Source organism: Mesorhizobium sp. WSM4810, from assembly GCF_055811235.1.
Genome location: NZ_JBVVQV010000004.1, coordinates 251307 through 266421, shown reverse-complemented (window position 1 = coordinate 266421; position 15115 = coordinate 251307). Strand labels below are relative to the sequence as shown.

Here is a 15115-nt window from a genome sequence, read left to right as displayed (position 1 = left end):
GATGCGACCTCAACGACTCAGGGCGTCCAGCGCCCTTTGTGCCGCGATGAGGTCGACGATTGGATATCTGGTTTCAAATGTGTTGATCACGGATTGTAGGCGCGCTTTGGCGTCATTGACACGACCTTGTCGTGCGAGAACCAGTGTCAGTTGCGTTGTGGCGCGGAGTTCAAAAAGTCGCGCTTTCTGCCGCTTTGAAGTTGCAATCGCTGTTTCGAATAGCCGAGCGGCACCCGTCAGGTCACCTCGGCCAGCGGCGATTTGGCCACGGAAGCGAATACATTCTGCTAGGTAGCATGCTTCGTCCGTATCGAGAACGAGCGCATCGACGTCATCAAGCACTTGCGATGCGTCTTCGATGCGACCGGCCCGCAGGAGAAGATCACAAAGTGCGCATGTTTTGTCAGCGGAGTGAAATACCACGCCTTGCCCACGCCAAAGAACCATACTCTCCCGGACGTCATCGATGCCGGCATCCAGTTCACCTAAATGCGAGCGGGCATAGCCACGCCACCTAATGCCGCTGCTTCGACGCGCCGCGTAGCCATGCCGTTCGCAAATCTCGACGATCTTCGTGGCGTTCTCAAGTAGTTTCTCGTATTGACCGAGTAGCTCGCAAAAATGGCACTGAAGGAGAAGATACCAGGCGAGGTCGAAGGGTTTATCGAGCTGACTGACAGTTCTAATCAGTTGCTCTTTTTGTTCGACGGCATCGTCAAAGAAGCCCAATATGATCAGTGAACCGCTAAAATACTCTTGGGCAGAGAGACGTTGATCCGCACCAGCGAACAAGATACGACGACTTGCTTCAACACGTTCAACCAGAGCTAAGGCCTTGCGTAGGGCCTCCGCTGCCAGCGGTTGTTCTCCCCGGTTGTAGTGAGCAATCCCCTTTGCCGCCCAAAGTGCACTCAGATAGGCCGCTGGAACGAGATTGGCATCGTTTGCGAGCTGCTCTTCGGCCAGGGTCAGGTAATCGTGATTGCGCCCAGTGGCATAAAAAAATGGAGCGAGTGAAAGCGCAACGTCACATTGCAATTCGACCAACGCAGTGTTCGCGGCGGCAAGACGTGCATCTTCAAGCGTCTTCCCAAGGCGCTCAGAACGATACCCTTCAGCCTGCATCAAGGCATTGGCCATCGCAAGGTGGAGACGTGTCATCCGTTCGGCGCCGCCGGAGACATCGCCAAGTCTCCTGCTGCAGTCAATAGCACTGGCAAAGTGCGACACGGCTTCCCGAGTGGCAGCTCTGGCCACGGCGGCCCTTCCCGCCTTTTGCCAGTGATCGAGCGCGCCCGCCCAATCCCCAGCTTCCTGAAAGTGGTGCGCGAGGAGCTCGGGTTGCGCTTCAGTGATTTCGGTCCACTTTTCCTCCAACACATCTGCGACACGCTTATGTAGCTCCTGGCGCCTGGCGCGCAGCAGTGTGCCATACGCTGCGTCCTGAACGAGCGCATGATTGAAGAGGTAAGTGGCCAGTGGCTGCGTCCCGCGGCAGAACACCAGACCGGCGCCGACGAGTTGATCCAGTGCGCCATTTAGATCAGCGGCATTTCGCTGTGCAACCGCTGCCAGCAATTCGTAGGAGAACTCCCGACCGAGAACCGCGCCGACCTGTGCGACCTCCTTAACGGTTGAGCCGAGGCGATCGAGCCGCGCCATCAACGAGGCATGCAGCGTGGCGGGGACGTTCAACGCCGTCGCAGCGGCTCTTGAGAGCACTGTCCTGGTGTTGCCGCCCTCCAACACCGCCTTGGTCAGCTCCTCGACGAACAGTGGCACCCCATCAGTGCGCTCGATGATCTCCGCGACAACGTCGCTCGGCAGCTCCCCGGTGCCGACGACCCGCTGGACCAGCGCGGCGCCTTCACGACGGTCGAGCCGGTTGAGGACAAGAACCGTGACGTGCGCCTGCCCGCTCCACGGCGGTTGAAACTCGGGGCGGAACGTGAGGAGAAGCAGCACTGGCAGGAGCGGCACCCGCTCGACTACAAGGTCGAGCAGCTCGCGCGAGCTTGGGTCGATCCAGTGCACATCCTCGAAGAGCATCAGCACCGGACCTTGTCGCGCCAGGTCTTCGAGCTGCCGGAGCAGCGCATCGAAGGTTTTCTCTTTCTTACGCTGGGGCGTCAGTTGGAGAGGCGGGAAGCGGCCTTCGGTCGGCAACGAAAGCAGCTCGGCCAGCAGCGCCCCGTCCTCCGGCGAGGCCGGGGCAAGCAGGGCCGCAAGCTTATCCAGCTTCCTCTCAGGCGGGTCGTCGCGCTCCAACCCGGCGGCACGTTCTAGCTGCGCAATGATCGGGTGGAGCGCGCTGTCTTGATGGTGCGGCGAACAGAAATAGCGCAAGCGGGTGTGTGGCTCATTCTGGATCCGTTCCTGCAAGGTGACGGTGAGGCGCGACTTGCCGATGCCGGGCTCGCCTGAGAGCAGCACCACACGACCTTCACCACTTTTCGCGCGGTGCCAGTGGCGCTGCAGCAGGTCGACCTCCTCCTCACGCCCGACCAGCGGCGTGGGCGTCGTCCCATGCAGCGCCTCGAACCGGCTTTCGACAGCGCTCTCACGAACCACTTGATAGGGATGGATCGGCTCCGGAAAGCCTTTCACCTCGACGGCGCCAAGATCGCGATATTCGAAAAGATCGCCGACCAGCTGCCGCGTTTGCGGCCCGATCACGACCGCGTCGGGTTCGGCAAGAGCTTGCAGGCGGGCGGCGAGGTTCGGCGTCTCGCCCACGACGCCGCGCTCGTGTCCTTCACCGGCGGTGATCAGATCGCCGACGACGACCTGTCCGGTGCCGATGCCGATACGAACCCGCAATGGCTCGGGCTCTGGGAGTCGCCTAACGGCATCGACGAGAGCAAGGCCAGCGCGCACCGCCTGCTCGGCGGCGTTCTCGTGCGCCTGCGGGTAGCCGAAATACACCAAAACTCCGTCGCCCATGTGCTTGGCGACAAAGCCGCCGAACTGGGCGACCGTATCGGCGACACAGCGGTGATACGCTCCGATGATCTCACGCAGGTCCTCGGGATCCAGACGCGTCGCCAGCGCCGTCGAGCCGACGAGATCCACGAACATGACGGTCAGCTGTCGACGCTCCGCGCTTAGCTCCCGGGTGCGGCTCTGAGCCGCGATGTCATCGGTGCTCGCGTCGGGATGACTTGACGACGGCCCCAGCCCCACTACCGCCTTGCGGAATCGCTTGCGATGACCGAGGAGCATACCGAGCTTCTCGAGGTCGGCATCGGTCAGCTCCGGCAGGACTTCCGCGTCGATCGCGTTGTCGCGAAATGCCTGCTCGTATTGCTGGAGGCCGAGGCCTCGCAACCAAGCGGCAACGTCCACACAGCTCTCCCAAGGCTGAATTCGGGTCCCTCAGCCGCAATATTAACTCAGAAGCCAGGGAAATGCTGTAGTCCGACATGGTTACCGCGGCGGTGACAGCTTCTGGCAGCAAAGCGGACGATACGCTCCTAGTGATCAAGTGTCCGCCTTGGGTCAAAGCGGTGAGTTCCGCTCAAGGTCCGCTATCCGGGAGAAAAATTTGAGCCTGGAATGTCCGACTAGGGTCACGAGTGCTGGTTCCGGCCAATGTCGGCTTTCAAGAAGAGAATTCGACTCCGGAAGGTCTCGAAAGGGTCACGAGTGCCGGTTCCGTGGCGGCAAGGTCGCGCCATCTCCGGGCGTCTGCGAGTGCCCCCATCAGGGTCGCATTTCGACGCGTTCCTGGACCTTCTTTGGCCCGGCTGTCGCGTATTATTAGCCAAGCTTATCGAGCAGCACCTTCGCATCGATCAAGTCGCGCGTACTGAAGCCTTCCGTGAACCAAGTGTAGATCGGCTCGAGCAGGTCGTAGGCTTTGTGCCGCTTGCCGCGACCAGCCCACAAGCGTGCGAGCGAAGTCGCCGCGCCCAGTTCGAGGGATCGCGCCTGCTGCTCCCGAGCCACGTCGATAGCGCGAAGAAAATGCGCTTCGCATTTCTCAGAGTCGGGTGCTGCCAGGAGCAGGAGATTCCCAGCGAGCCGGTGATGCTCCGATTCCCATAGGCGCGCGCCATTGGTTTCCGCTTCGGATATTGCCGATTGCAAGGCGTTCAGCCCGGCCTCGACTTCACCCGCCAACTCGCAGACGCGCCCGAACAGGCATAGGTTGAAGCCCTTTCCCTCAATGTCGGCCGATCTCTCGCTCGCCATCGAAATCCGGATCTCGGGCATGCGCGCCCGAGCCTGCTGTTCGTGCTTGAGCGCCGAGACTAAGGTGGCCCGCAGATGGTACGAAGAGATCCAGTCCGGCATGCAGTCGCGCGCGAACCGGAGCGTGTCCGCTGCCGTTTTCCGCATCGCTGCAGCATCGCGGCGGAAGTGGTGAAGGATGAGCGCGTAGAATAGCGCGTGCATAAGGCTGGGGGGATGGGACAGTTGGCGCGCGCGGGCGATGGATTCTTCCACCCGCGCGAGCGCGCGGTCCGGAAAGCCGAGCATCCACAGGCTGATGCCCTCATGGGCAGTGGCGCACACCGCAGAGTCGTGACCACTGTATATGGCGGCGTGGGAGAAATGACCGGGCCGATAAAGGGCAAGGCCCTTTGCGGCATGCTCGCATACCCTGCGCCAGTCGCCGAGCGCGTAGTGCATCGTCCATTGGACGTGGTGGGCCTCCAACAACAGGGATTGGTCTTTCGAACGCCGGGCGATCGCGAGGAGTCGGTCGGCAAGATCACGCGCTGTGCGGATCTGTCCCCGAGCGCGATAGGCGGTCCACAAGCCGCGCAGCGCGGGGAAGTATTTGGACGTGTCGCCGCCGAGCCTGTTGCACAGCTCGTGCGCCCGTGTATAGGCAGCCATGGCCTCGGCTGACCCACGGCCCTTGGCGGCGGCCTGTGGAATGCCTAGCGCAAGCTGGAGGTCGATCTCGCGATTGTCGCGAGCCGGAGTCTCTGGGAGTTGCGCGAGAAGATCCAGGCCTCTGGAGAGGTGGGCAATGGCTTCGGCGTTGGCCGACCGATGGTTGGCGCGCAGGCCAGCCTTGTGCCAATACGACACAGCATCATCGAGCAGTCCGCCCTCGGTTGCATGATGGGCAACCACCTCCGGTTCCGCCTCGGCTCGGTCGGGAAAGCGATCGCGGAGCATGGTGGCGATCCGGCAATGGAGTTGCTGGCGTCGGCTCTTCAGTAGCGACTCGTACGCGGCATCCCGCACCAGCGCATGCTTGAAGGTGTAGATCGCGTCCGGAGGCTTGCCGCGACAAAAAGCCAGTTCGGCATGGACAAGTTCGTCCAGAGCGGTCCTGACCTTCGGCTCGTCCATCCGTGCCGTCGCTTCCAGCAATTCGTAGCTGAACTCGCGGCCGATAACAGCGCCGACTTGCGCTACCTCCTTAACCGGTGACAACCGATCAAGGCGAGCCAAGAGCGAGTCCTGCAGCGTCGAGGGGATGGCGAGCGGTGGAAGCGGGCCGGCAAGCTCATAGTGCTCACCGGCTTCGCGCAGCAGACCGGATTCGAGCACGGTCTTTGTCAGTTCCTCGACAAATAGCGGCACGCCTTCAGTCTTGGCGAGAATATGCGCTTGCACTTCCCTGGGAAGGGGCCGGCCGCCAGTGAGCTGGTCAATGAGTGCTGCGCTTTCGTTCCGCTGGAGATGATTGAGTGTCAGCAGCGTCACATGCGGTGGGCCGGTCCACCGTGGCGCGAACTCGGGCCGGAAGGTAACGACCAGCAGCACCGGCAGCCGCTCGATCCGATCGACAATGCGACCGAACAGCTCAAGGCTGGTGGGATCGAACCAGTGAGCATCCTCGGCCGTCATGAGCACCGGCCGCTTGGCTGCGAGGCCTTCAAGCTGGGCTAGCAGCGCCTGAAACGTCTTCGCCTTTTTCTGTTCCGGGGCGACTTCGGGCACCGGGTAGCGGTCGCCTGTCGGGATCGCCAGATACTCAGCGATCAACGGGATCGCCGATTTCGGGTCAGGCTCAGCCGCGGCAAGCGTTGGCTCCAGCTTGGCCAATTTTACCTCCGGCGCATCCTCGCGCTCGAAGCCGGCAGCCCGACGCAGTTGGCCCAGCACCGGGAACAGAGCGCTGTTGGTGTGATAGGGCGAGCCGTCATAGCGCAGCGACAGGCATTTCTTGCGGCGGAGGTGCTCGCGCAGGGCGATTGCGATGCGGGACTTGCCAATGCCTGGCTCGCCCGACAGAAGCACCACCTGGCCCCTACCGTCCTTGGCCTGCCGCCAGCGGTCGAGGAGCAAGGCTATCTCCTGATCGCGGCCGACGAGCGACGTGAAGCGCATCCCGTGCAGTGCCTCGAAGCGGCCCTCGGCTCGGCTCTCGCCCATGACCAGCCATGCCTGCACCGGCTGGGCGAACCCCTTCAGATCGTGGGTGCCGAGATCAACCAGCTCGAAGAGCTCGCCAAGCAGCAGCCGGGTCCGTTCCGCAATCACCACTGCGCCGACCTCGGCCAGCGATTGCAGGCGCGCCGCCAGGTTTGGCGTCGCGCCGACCACCGCCTCCTCCTGCGCTGCACCTTCGCCGATCAAATCGCCTACCACCACCAGACCCGTGGCAATGCCGACACGCGCACCCAGTGGCTCTTTGGCGGGCGTCGCCAGCTCGGCGACAGATGCGACAATGGCAAGCCCGGCCCGCACCGCTCGCTCGGCCTCGTCCTCATGCGCACGCGGCCAGCCGAAATAGGCCAGCACCCCATCCCCCATGAACTTCGCGACATGGCCATCCAAACGCCTGATCTCCTCGGCCACCGCGGTCTGGTACGTTCGGATCACCACTCCCATCTCTTCGGGGTCCAATTGACCTGACAACGCGGTCGATCCGGCCAGATCGACAAACATCACCGTCAGCTGGCGTCGTTCAGCTTCCGGGCGAGGCGGTGGACCGCTCCCAGGGATCGGTTCAATTCCGGCCGCTCTGGCGGGATCGCCCATACCGCGCTTGCCAAGCTCCGCGATCGCGGCCAACACGAGCTTCCTCGGGCCCATCGGCAGCCCCAGCGTCTTGAGGTCCGCATCCGAGAGATGCGGGAGCACTTCGGGCGTGATCTCGTTCTTGGCGAAGGTTTTGCTATATTTGCCGAGCCCAAGGCTCGAGAGCCACCCGGCAATGTCCATGACACTCTCCGTGCAGTCCAAAGCAGATTAGCACCGAGCGGGCCCAAGGCGAAGCCCGGATGCGCAAGCCGAGACATCAATGTCATGCGGCGTAGCGCTTGCCGAGGAGTGAGCTTGGGAACGGTGTCGCGTTCATCGGCTCGGAGCATGAAGCGTTTCACACCCCGATCAGAACCCGGGCGGCGGCCTGAGAGGATTGCGCTGACACCAGTTCGATAGTCGGGTTACTCAACCCTGGAAATGTCGCGAATGGCTCGCTTCACGCCCTTTGCGACAACGCTCGGGAAGGTCTGGAACGGGTCAGGTCACGACGATGCCCACACCAACTTGAATGTCCGCTGTTGAATATTCGCAGCCCGAAGCTGCCAGTCCGCTGTCGGCCCAGAGGCGACATTTCTCGATCAGCTTGGCAAGGACAGCTTCTGGCGCGGCGCTGTTCCGGGAGACGAAGCGAAGGGTAAAGTTCCACCCTTAGCGGCAGTTAGTTTAAGGCACCTAGCGTTAGATGTTTCACACTTGCAGCCACGCTTCGATACGGAGCTTCCATCCCTCGATCATCTGCCCTGAACGCGTCCTCCGTCAGCTCGGACAGATACGAGCTTCCTGCCGCGTTCAGGGCAGTGAACGTGTAGGCAATCGACGCCTCCGTGCCTCCGTCAGCGGTCGGGCGGCAGGCCACCTCGACAAATCCGAAACGCGTATCCGGCGTCACCCGGACATAGCGGATGCGATGCGCCACGGGGTCCCAGTCCGTGCAGGCCCAGAGCGTGGTCTCATCACCGTGAGCGGTCCTGAAGACCATGCCCTGGCGTGTCTCCCCGTCTTGTGGATGCAGAAACTTCGGATCCCAGCCGTCCACCCACAGGGTCTCCCCAGTCGGCGTGAACAGCGGAAAGACGCGGTCGATCGGCCCCGAAAGCACGATGCTGTGGCTGCGCTCAAGATGGTTGGTCATCCCCCTCCCCGGCGATTTCGACCAGACGGTGGCTGTCCGCTGCGCCAAGCTCCATTCCGTAGATGCGCTTCAATTGGCCGATTGTTTCCAGGGTCGTCGGGGAAAACGGCGTCTGGCCTTCGAAGGCATGCAGCACGATGCCCTCGATGAGTTCACCCAGGCTCATGTCGCGATGCTCGGCCAAGGCCTTGAGCACCTTCACCAATCGTTTTTCCAGGCGAACCCCGGTCTGCACGCGTTCGATGGTGGTCATAGGATTTCCGTACCATGGTACACTGGTAGATGCAATGACCAGAGATGGGATGGTTGCGGCATATCGCCGGGAGGGTCGCCAACGCCTCTTCTTGCGTTTACGGAGTGGGTATCCCATCTGCGCCCGGCGTTCAGGCCTTTTCCTGCCCGGAAAAACCGACTAGACAGCGCGCAAACACCAGCGGACAGATTCCGCCCGCAACCGAAGGAAAAGCCCTTGTCCACCACGTTCGACAAAGTCGCCAAGATCATCGCCGACACCAGTGAGATCGATATCGACACGATCACCCCTGAAAGCCACACCATCGACGATCTCGGCATCGACAGCCTCGACTTCCTCGACATCGTCTTTGCCATCGACAAGGAATTCGGCATCAAGGTGCCGCTGGAAAAGTGGACGCAGGAGGTCAATGACGGCAAGGCCTCGACCGACGATTACTTCGTCATGAAGAACCTGTGCGCCAAGATCGACGCCCTGGTCATGGCAAAGAACGCCTGAAATGGCTTGTCTTCTAGCCTGACCCAACAGCCGCCCCATGAACCCTCGCCCATGAGCTCCCACGACGTCGTCATATCAGGCATCGGCCTTGTCTCTTCGCTGGGAGAAGGCCCGGATGCGCATTGGCGCAAGCTCGTCCAGCCCGGCCTGGAGCCGGTGCTCGAAGCCGCCCGCTTCTCGCCCTACACCGTCCACCCGCTGCCGGAGATCGACTGGAACCTGCAGATCGCCAAGCGCGGCGACCAGCGGCAGATGGAAACCTGGCAGCGGCTCGGCACCTATGCCGCCGGCATGGCGCTGGACGACGCCGACATCAAGGGCAATGACGATCTCTGCACGACGATGGACATGGTGGTGGCTGCCGGCGGCGGCGAGCGCGACGAGGCGGTCGACGCCGACATTCTCGCCGCTTCGGAAAGCCGCAACGACCGCGACGTGCTGCTCAACGAGAAACTGACCACCGAATTGCGGCCGACGCTGTTTCTGGCACAGCTTTCCAACCTGCTCGCCGGCAACATCTCAATCGTCCACAAGGTGACCGGCTCGTCGCGCACTTTCATGGGCGAGGAAGGTGCCGGCGTCGCCGCTGTCGAGACAGCCGCCGCGCGCATCCGCTCCGGCCAATCGACGCATATCCTGGTCGGCGGCGCATTCCAGACCGAACATTCCGACATGCTGCTTGGCTATGAGCTGGCCGGCTACTTGCATCGCGGCCCCTGGAGACCGGTCTGGCAGAGACAGGGCCTGGACGGCGGCGGCGTGGTGACTGGATCGGGCGGTGCGTTTCTCGTCCTGGAACAGCGCGAGCACGCGATCGGCCGCGGGCAAAAGATCTATGCCGAACTCGGCCCGGTCGTATCCGGACGCGCCATACGCCGGCAGGGCGAGCTCGATGCCGAGATTGCCGCGCTGCTCAGCCAGGCGGCATTGCCGAACGGCGAGCTGCTGACGATTTCAGGCGCTTCGGGTGCCCATGCCGCGACTGCTGCCGAGAAATCGGCGCTCGACGCCAATCCGGCGATTGCCGCACGCGGTTTTTCGACGCTGACCGGCCACATGAAGGAAGCGCAGTTTCCCTTCGCCGTGGCGCTTGCGGCATTGGCTGTCGAACGCAAGGCCGCCTACCCGGCTTTTGACGCCGCCACCGAGAAGCCGTTCAACGGCATTCCCAGGACCGTGCTTGCAACGGCGATCGGCTATCACCAATTCGAGGGCATGGCGTTGGTCAACGCCGCCTAGAGGGTTTTGGGACAAAAACATGGCCAATCTGAACGACCACATGGGCAGGCCGATCGTTGCCGTCACCGGCATCGGCGTGGTGACGTCGCTGGGCGTCGGCAAGGCCGACAATTGGGCAGCGCTCACCGCGGGCACGTCCGGCATCCATCCGATAACCCGCTTTCCGGTCGACCATCTGAACACCCGCATCTCCGGCACGGTCGATTTCCTGCCGTCGAGCTCCAAGGGCGCTTCCCTTCTTACCTACGACCTCGCCGAGATAGCCGCGCAGGAAGCCGTGGCCGAAGCCGGCCTCGATTCGGGCGATTTCGGCGGGCCGCTTTTCCTCGCCTCGCCGCCGGTCGAGCTCGACTGGAGCGAGCGCTTTTCGCTGTACAATTCCGACAAGCACGACGTCGGCGCCGAACGGCTGCTTCGGGTGGCGCGCGGCTTGAAGGGGTTCGATGTTTTCGAGACCACCCAATTCGGTTCGATCGCCGACCGGCTCGCCGACCGTTTTGGCACGCGCGGCCTGCCGATCACGCTGTCGACGGCCTGCGCCTCTGGCGCCACCTCGATCCAGCTGGGCGTCGAGGCGATCCGCCGCGGCGAATGCGACCGGGCACTGTCGATCGGCGCCGACGGCTCGGCGACCGCCGAGGCGCTGATCCGTTTCTCGCTGCTTTCCGCACTCTCCACCCACAACGACATCCCCGAAAAGGCGTCAAAACCGTTTTCCAGGGATCGCGACGGTTTTGTCCTCGCTGAGGGTTCTGGCGCGCTGGTATTGGAATCGCTGGAGGCGGCACTCGCCCGTGGTGCAAACATCCTCGGCATCCTGCGCGGCTGCGGCGAGAAGGCCGACGATTTCCACCGCACCCGCTCGAAGCCGGACGGCTCGCCGGCGATCGCGGCGGTTCGCGCCGCGCTCGCCGATGCCGGCTTGGGCGAGGACGAGATCGATTATGTCAATGCCCATGGCACCTCGACGCCGGAAAACGACAAGATGGAGCATTTGTCGCTGTCGACCGTGTTCGGCGAGCGGATCGGCTCGATGCCGATCTCGTCGAACAAGTCGATGATTGGCCACACGCTGTCGGCCGCCGGCGCGGTCGAGGCGGCGTTTTCGCTGATGACCATGCGCGAAAGCGTCATCCCGCCGACCATCAATTACGACAATCCCGATCCGGCGATCGTGCTCGACGTGGTGCCGAACCAGAAGCGCAACGCCGAGGTCGGCACGGTGCTGTCGAACTCCTTCGGCTTCGGCGGCCAGAACACCTGCCTTGTCATGGCGCGGGAACCAGTCTAAGCGACCGTTCTTCGCCAACAGAACCGACAGGCTCCATGCGCGCATTGCAACTTATCGAGGACCGCCGCCTTGAAACGGTGGACCTGCCGCTTCCGCCGCAGCCTGCGCTGGGCGAAGTGACGCTGCGCATCAAGGCCGTGGCGCTCAATCATATCGACGTCTGGGGCTGGCGCGGCATGGCCTTCGCCAAGCGCAAGCTGCCGCTGGTCGTCGGCGCCGAAGCCTCGGGCGAGGTCGAGGCGGTCGGCCCCGGCGTCTCCAGCCTTGTGCCGGGGCAGCTTGTATCGATCTACGGCGCGCGCACCTGCGGGCTTTGCCGCGCCTGCCGCGAAGGCCGCGACAACCTCTGCGAGCATGTCTCGGGCGTTCACGGCTTCCATCTCGACGGCTTTGCGCAAGAGAAGATAAACCTGCCGGCGCGCCTGCTGGTCCCTGCCCCGCCTGGCGTGACCGACGTCGGCGCCGCCGTCGCGCCCGTCACCTTCGGCACGGTCGAGCACATGCTGTTCGACAATGCCAGGCTGCAGGCCGGCGAAACCATCCTGATCCATGCCGGCGGCTCGGGAATCGGCTCCGCCGCGATCCAGCTGGCGAAGAAAATGGGCTGCACCGTGATCACCACGGTTGGCTCGAACGACAAGATCGACAAGGCGAAGGCGCTTGGCGCCGATCACGTCATCAACTATCGCGACGACCGTTTCGAAGGCGTCGTGCGCAAGCTGACGAAGAAGAAGGGCGTCGACGTCGTCTTCGAGCATGTCGGCGCCGACACCTTTGCCGCCTCGATGCTGTGCCTGAAACGCGGCGGCCGCCTGGTGACCTGCGGCTCGACCTCGGGCGTATCGACGCAGATCAACCTGATGCAATTGTTCCAGCAGCAGCTGAAGCTGCTCGGCTCGTTCGGCTGCCGCATGCAAAACATGGCCGACGCCATGCAGAAAATGGCGGCGGGGCTGGTTTCTCCGATTATCGACACCGAAGTCGGCTTCGACGGCATCGACGCCGCGCTGAAGCGCATGGAAGGCCGCGACGTGTTCGGCAAGATCATCCTGCGCGTCGGCTAGACCATGATGCTGCTGTCTGAAAACATCATGGTCTAGGAATGGTCGGCAACGCCTTCAAGAAGCTCCGCCGGGACCTGGCGTTCCGCTACGGCAGGCAGCTGCGCCAGTTCAACTACTGGCTGCTTGCGCGCCTCGCGATGACGATGATTTGGCTGCTGCGTCGGCTGCCGGTCGACAGCGCGCTCAATTTCGCCGACCGCGCCGCCCGCCGCATTGGCCCTTGGGTGGGGCGCCATAACGTCGCCATCGCCAATCTGCGCAAGGCTTATCCGGAAAAGAGCGACAAGGAGATCCAGGCCATCGCCTCCGACATGTGGGGCAACATGGCTCGCCTTGCCGCGGAATACGTCTTTCTCGATGCCCTGTTCGACTACGATCCCGCCGCGACGAAACCGGGGCGCATCGAGGTCAAGGGGGTCGAGCACTTCGTGCAAATCGCCGGCGAGCAAAAACCGCATATCATCTTCACCGGGCATCTCGGCAATTTCGAGCTGCTTCCGGTGGCGGCAGCCACTTTCGGCATGAACATCACGGCGCTGTTTCGTCCGCCCAACAACCCCTACCTTGCCGACTACATCCTCTCGACTCGCCGCTCGACCATGGGCTCGCTCCTGCCCTCCGCGACCGGCGCTTCGTTCGCGCTGGCGGCCATCCTGGAGAAAGGCGGCAATATCGGCGTGCTCGTCGACCAGAAATTCTCGAGCGGGCTCGAAACGACTTTTTTCGGCCGCCCATGCGAAAGCAACCGGGTCCTGGGCACCCTGGCGCGGCACTATGACTGCGATGTCTATCCGGCGCGCTGCGTGCGCCTGCCGGGCAACCGCTTCCGGCTCGAGATCGAGGACAAACTGATCTTGCCGCGCACCGCCGGCGGCAGTGTCGACGTCCATGGCACCACCCAGCTGCTCAATGACGTGGTCGAGCGCTGGGTGCGCGAGGATCCCGGCCAATGGATGTGGTTCCACAAAAGATGGGAAATCAGCGGCCCGCGCGGGAAGCACAAGCGGGCGAGGAACCGCGGCAAAGCCGCCTGAGTAGAAGTGAGTGACAGCAATTATGCTATTGTTGGCAATGTGCTAATTGCGCCACCGACCCCGCCCGGTTACCGAGGTGGGTTTTTGTTTGGTCACCGATCGCTCGGTGGCCTGTCCTGGCAAGACCAATCAGCCAACCGAAGGGGCGCCATAGCGAAGCCCATCCACCAGCAAGCCAACCATGCGTCGTGCCTGGTCGGGGCCTCCACCATAGCGGTCTGGTGAGCAGAGCCTGGCAATCGCGAACAATAATTCCTTAGCATCAACGTCCGAGCGAACATCGCCTGCTTCGGTCGCGGCATCCAGCAAGCTCTGCAGCGCGGGCCTAAGTTTCTCAAGAAAATACTGCGGCAAGGACTCATATGCCGGATCGCCGGAGGAGAAGGCCGCGGCGAGTCCACGCTTGGCAGCGATAAAGTCCACGTAACGCTGCATCCATCGGGCGAGCGCTTCGCCGGGTTCATGTTCGGCCGCAATGGCAGATGCAGCATTTGCGCAGGCATCCACTTCGTTACGGAAGACCGCCACGATCAGGTCCGAACGCTGCGGAAAATGCCGATAGAGCGTACCCACGCCAACGCCGGCCTTATCGGCGATCTCTCGCACCGGAGCATCGACCCCCGAAGCTGCAAACACTGCCATTGCCGCTTCGAGCAGCGCCTTGGAGTTGCGTTGCGCGTCCGCACGCACGCGTCGATCCGTCGAGTTTACGGGCTCCAAGCCACCACCCCGCTCCTTCGATTTGTCGTCCATGATTTTTCCATTGATAAACGGAACAATGTTCCGTATAAAACGGAATGCAGTTCCGATTGGGAAAATTAGCACAGCATGGCGCCGTTGCCTACACGTCAATGCAAAAAGAGGAGATCACCATGCGGGTCAAACCTATTGCCCTGGTCACTGCGGCCAACAAGGGAATCGGCCTCCAGATCGCCAGGGACCTGGCGACGCACGGCCTCACCGTGCTCGTAGGGTCGCGTATGCTCGAGCACGCGGAGACGGCTGCAAAGAGCGTCGGCGCGGATGCCCGCGCCCTCCAACTCGATGTCACGAACCAGGCCTCGATCGCCGCCGCGGCAAAGCGCATCCGTAACGAGTTCGGTCGCCTCGACGTCCTGGTGAACAATGCAGGCATTTCCGATGCGGGAAAGCAGGGCATCTCGCATGCGGCGCCCCTCGAGGGACGCGCGGTGTTCGAGACCAACGTGTTCGGCGTCATCGCCGTTACGCAGGCGATGTTGCGGCTGCTTGGTGAAGCGCCGGCGGCACGCATCGCCAGCGTCGACCCCTCCAGTCCACAGCGCGCATTGTTCGGCCCTGTTTACAGCCCCTCGGAGACTGCCCTCGATGCGCCGACGCTCGCCTTCGCCATCGAATTTGAGGCCGCTGGCGCCGACGCTGCCTGCTCCGGCTTCACTTCGACGAACCTCAACAAATTCGAGGGCACCCTTACGGCCGAACGGGCCGCGTGAGCCCTTCGCCTCGCGCTCCTCGACGCGAACGGTCCGATGGGCACGTTTCCCGAGCCAGGACGGGCCGTCCGTGCGGCGGTCTCGTCCCGATTGCTGGCGCCGGGAGAGTGGCGGCGCACCTTGGCTCCGGTGCCAATCGAGCCCGCATCCTGATCTGCGATCTTGGGGCGGGTCGAGA

At 62.9% G+C, this 15115-nt stretch carries 11 protein-coding genes; 6 read left to right on the top strand and 5 right to left on the bottom strand.

Features of this window, described 5'->3' with window-relative positions; translation table 11 throughout:
• Positions 1-9: 9 nt before the first annotated feature.
• The 4 genes from AC0L3O_RS08445 to AC0L3O_RS08430 form a co-directional block, all read right to left on the bottom strand.
• On the bottom strand, positions 10-3345 hold the full coding sequence (locus AC0L3O_RS08445; protein WP_473615327.1) for an AAA family ATPase: 3336 nt from the start codon (positions 3343-3345) through the stop codon (positions 10-12).
• A gap of 414 nt (positions 3346-3759) precedes the next feature.
• The gene (locus AC0L3O_RS08440) at positions 3760-7131 is read right to left on the bottom strand and encodes an adenylate/guanylate cyclase domain-containing protein (protein ID WP_473615326.1); all 3372 of its coding nucleotides are present in this window, start codon (positions 7129-7131) and stop codon (positions 3760-3762) included.
• A gap of 481 nt (positions 7132-7612) precedes the next feature.
• Positions 7613-8086 carry a hypothetical protein gene (locus tag AC0L3O_RS08435; RefSeq protein WP_473615325.1) on the bottom strand — a complete coding sequence of 158 codons (474 nt, stop codon included), beginning with the start codon at positions 8084-8086 and terminating at the stop codon, positions 7613-7615.
• Positions 8070-8339, bottom strand: a complete 270-nt coding sequence (locus tag AC0L3O_RS08430; RefSeq protein WP_287257844.1) for a hypothetical protein — start codon at positions 8337-8339, stop codon at positions 8070-8072. Before AC0L3O_RS08430 ends, AC0L3O_RS08435 begins: the two co-directional genes overlap by 17 nt.
• A 216-nt stretch (positions 8340-8555) precedes the next feature.
• Here AC0L3O_RS08430 and AC0L3O_RS08425 point away from each other — a divergent pair, with 216 nt between their 5' ends.
• The 5 genes from AC0L3O_RS08425 to AC0L3O_RS08405 are packed head-to-tail and all read left to right on the top strand — an operon-like array spanning position 8556 to position 13465.
• Complete coding sequence (locus tag AC0L3O_RS08425) at positions 8556-8837, top strand: acyl carrier protein (RefSeq protein ID WP_023802974.1); 282 nt, start codon at positions 8556-8558, stop codon at positions 8835-8837.
• A 51-nt stretch (positions 8838-8888) separates the two neighbouring features.
• Positions 8889-10076 (top strand): beta-ketoacyl-ACP synthase, encoded by a 1188-nt coding sequence (locus tag AC0L3O_RS08420; protein ID WP_473615323.1) that lies wholly within the window; start codon positions 8889-8891, stop codon positions 10074-10076.
• A 19-nt stretch (positions 10077-10095) separates the two neighbouring features.
• Positions 10096-11367, top strand: a complete 1272-nt coding sequence (locus AC0L3O_RS08415) for a beta-ketoacyl-ACP synthase (RefSeq protein WP_287257841.1) — start codon at positions 10096-10098, stop codon at positions 11365-11367.
• Positions 11368-11402: 35 nt separating this feature from the next.
• Complete coding sequence (locus AC0L3O_RS08410; RefSeq protein ID WP_473534069.1) at positions 11403-12431, top strand: zinc-binding dehydrogenase; 1029 nt, start codon at positions 11403-11405, stop codon at positions 12429-12431.
• A 38-nt stretch (positions 12432-12469) separates the two neighbouring features.
• Positions 12470-13465 carry a lipid A biosynthesis lauroyl acyltransferase gene (locus tag AC0L3O_RS08405; protein WP_473534070.1) on the top strand — a complete coding sequence of 332 codons (996 nt, stop codon included), beginning with the start codon at positions 12470-12472 and terminating at the stop codon, positions 13463-13465.
• Positions 13466-13594: 129 nt separating this feature from the next.
• Here the strand turns inward: AC0L3O_RS08405 and AC0L3O_RS08400 are convergent, their stop codons facing one another.
• A complete protein-coding gene (locus AC0L3O_RS08400) occupies positions 13595-14218 on the bottom strand; it encodes a TetR/AcrR family transcriptional regulator (protein WP_473524494.1) in 624 nt (207 codons plus the stop codon).
• Between the two features lie 119 nt (positions 14219-14337).
• On the opposite strand from AC0L3O_RS08400, the gene AC0L3O_RS08395 reads away from it, so the two are divergent.
• Positions 14338-14937, top strand: coding sequence for an SDR family NAD(P)-dependent oxidoreductase (locus AC0L3O_RS08395; RefSeq protein WP_473534071.1), 600 nt, complete (start codon positions 14338-14340; stop codon positions 14935-14937).
• Positions 14938-15115: the final 178 nt, after the last annotated feature.

What these genes read in the sequence shown, in the direction of transcription:
- AC0L3O_RS08440 (WP_473615326.1), bottom strand. Translation starts at nt 7,131, where the DNA reads ATGGACATTGCCGGGTGGCTCTCGAGCCTTGGGCTCGGCAAATATAGC.
- AC0L3O_RS08435 (WP_473615325.1), bottom strand. Translation starts at nt 8,086, where the DNA reads ATGACCAACCATCTTGAGCGCAGCCACAGCATCGTGCTTTCGGGGCCG.
- AC0L3O_RS08430 (WP_287257844.1), bottom strand. Translation starts at nt 8,339, where the DNA reads ATGACCACCATCGAACGCGTGCAGACCGGGGTTCGCCTGGAAAAACGA.
- AC0L3O_RS08420 (WP_473615323.1), top strand. Translation starts at nt 8,889, where the DNA reads ATGAGCTCCCACGACGTCGTCATATCAGGCATCGGCCTTGTCTCTTCG.
- AC0L3O_RS08415 (WP_287257841.1), top strand. Translation starts at nt 10,096, where the DNA reads ATGGCCAATCTGAACGACCACATGGGCAGGCCGATCGTTGCCGTCACC.
- AC0L3O_RS08410 (WP_473534069.1), top strand. Translation starts at nt 11,403, where the DNA reads ATGCGCGCATTGCAACTTATCGAGGACCGCCGCCTTGAAACGGTGGAC.
- AC0L3O_RS08405 (WP_473534070.1), top strand. Translation starts at nt 12,470, where the DNA reads ATGGTCGGCAACGCCTTCAAGAAGCTCCGCCGGGACCTGGCGTTCCGC.
- AC0L3O_RS08400 (WP_473524494.1), bottom strand. Translation starts at nt 14,218, where the DNA reads ATGGACGACAAATCGAAGGAGCGGGGTGGTGGCTTGGAGCCCGTAAAC.
- AC0L3O_RS08395 (WP_473534071.1), top strand. Translation starts at nt 14,338, where the DNA reads ATGCGGGTCAAACCTATTGCCCTGGTCACTGCGGCCAACAAGGGAATC.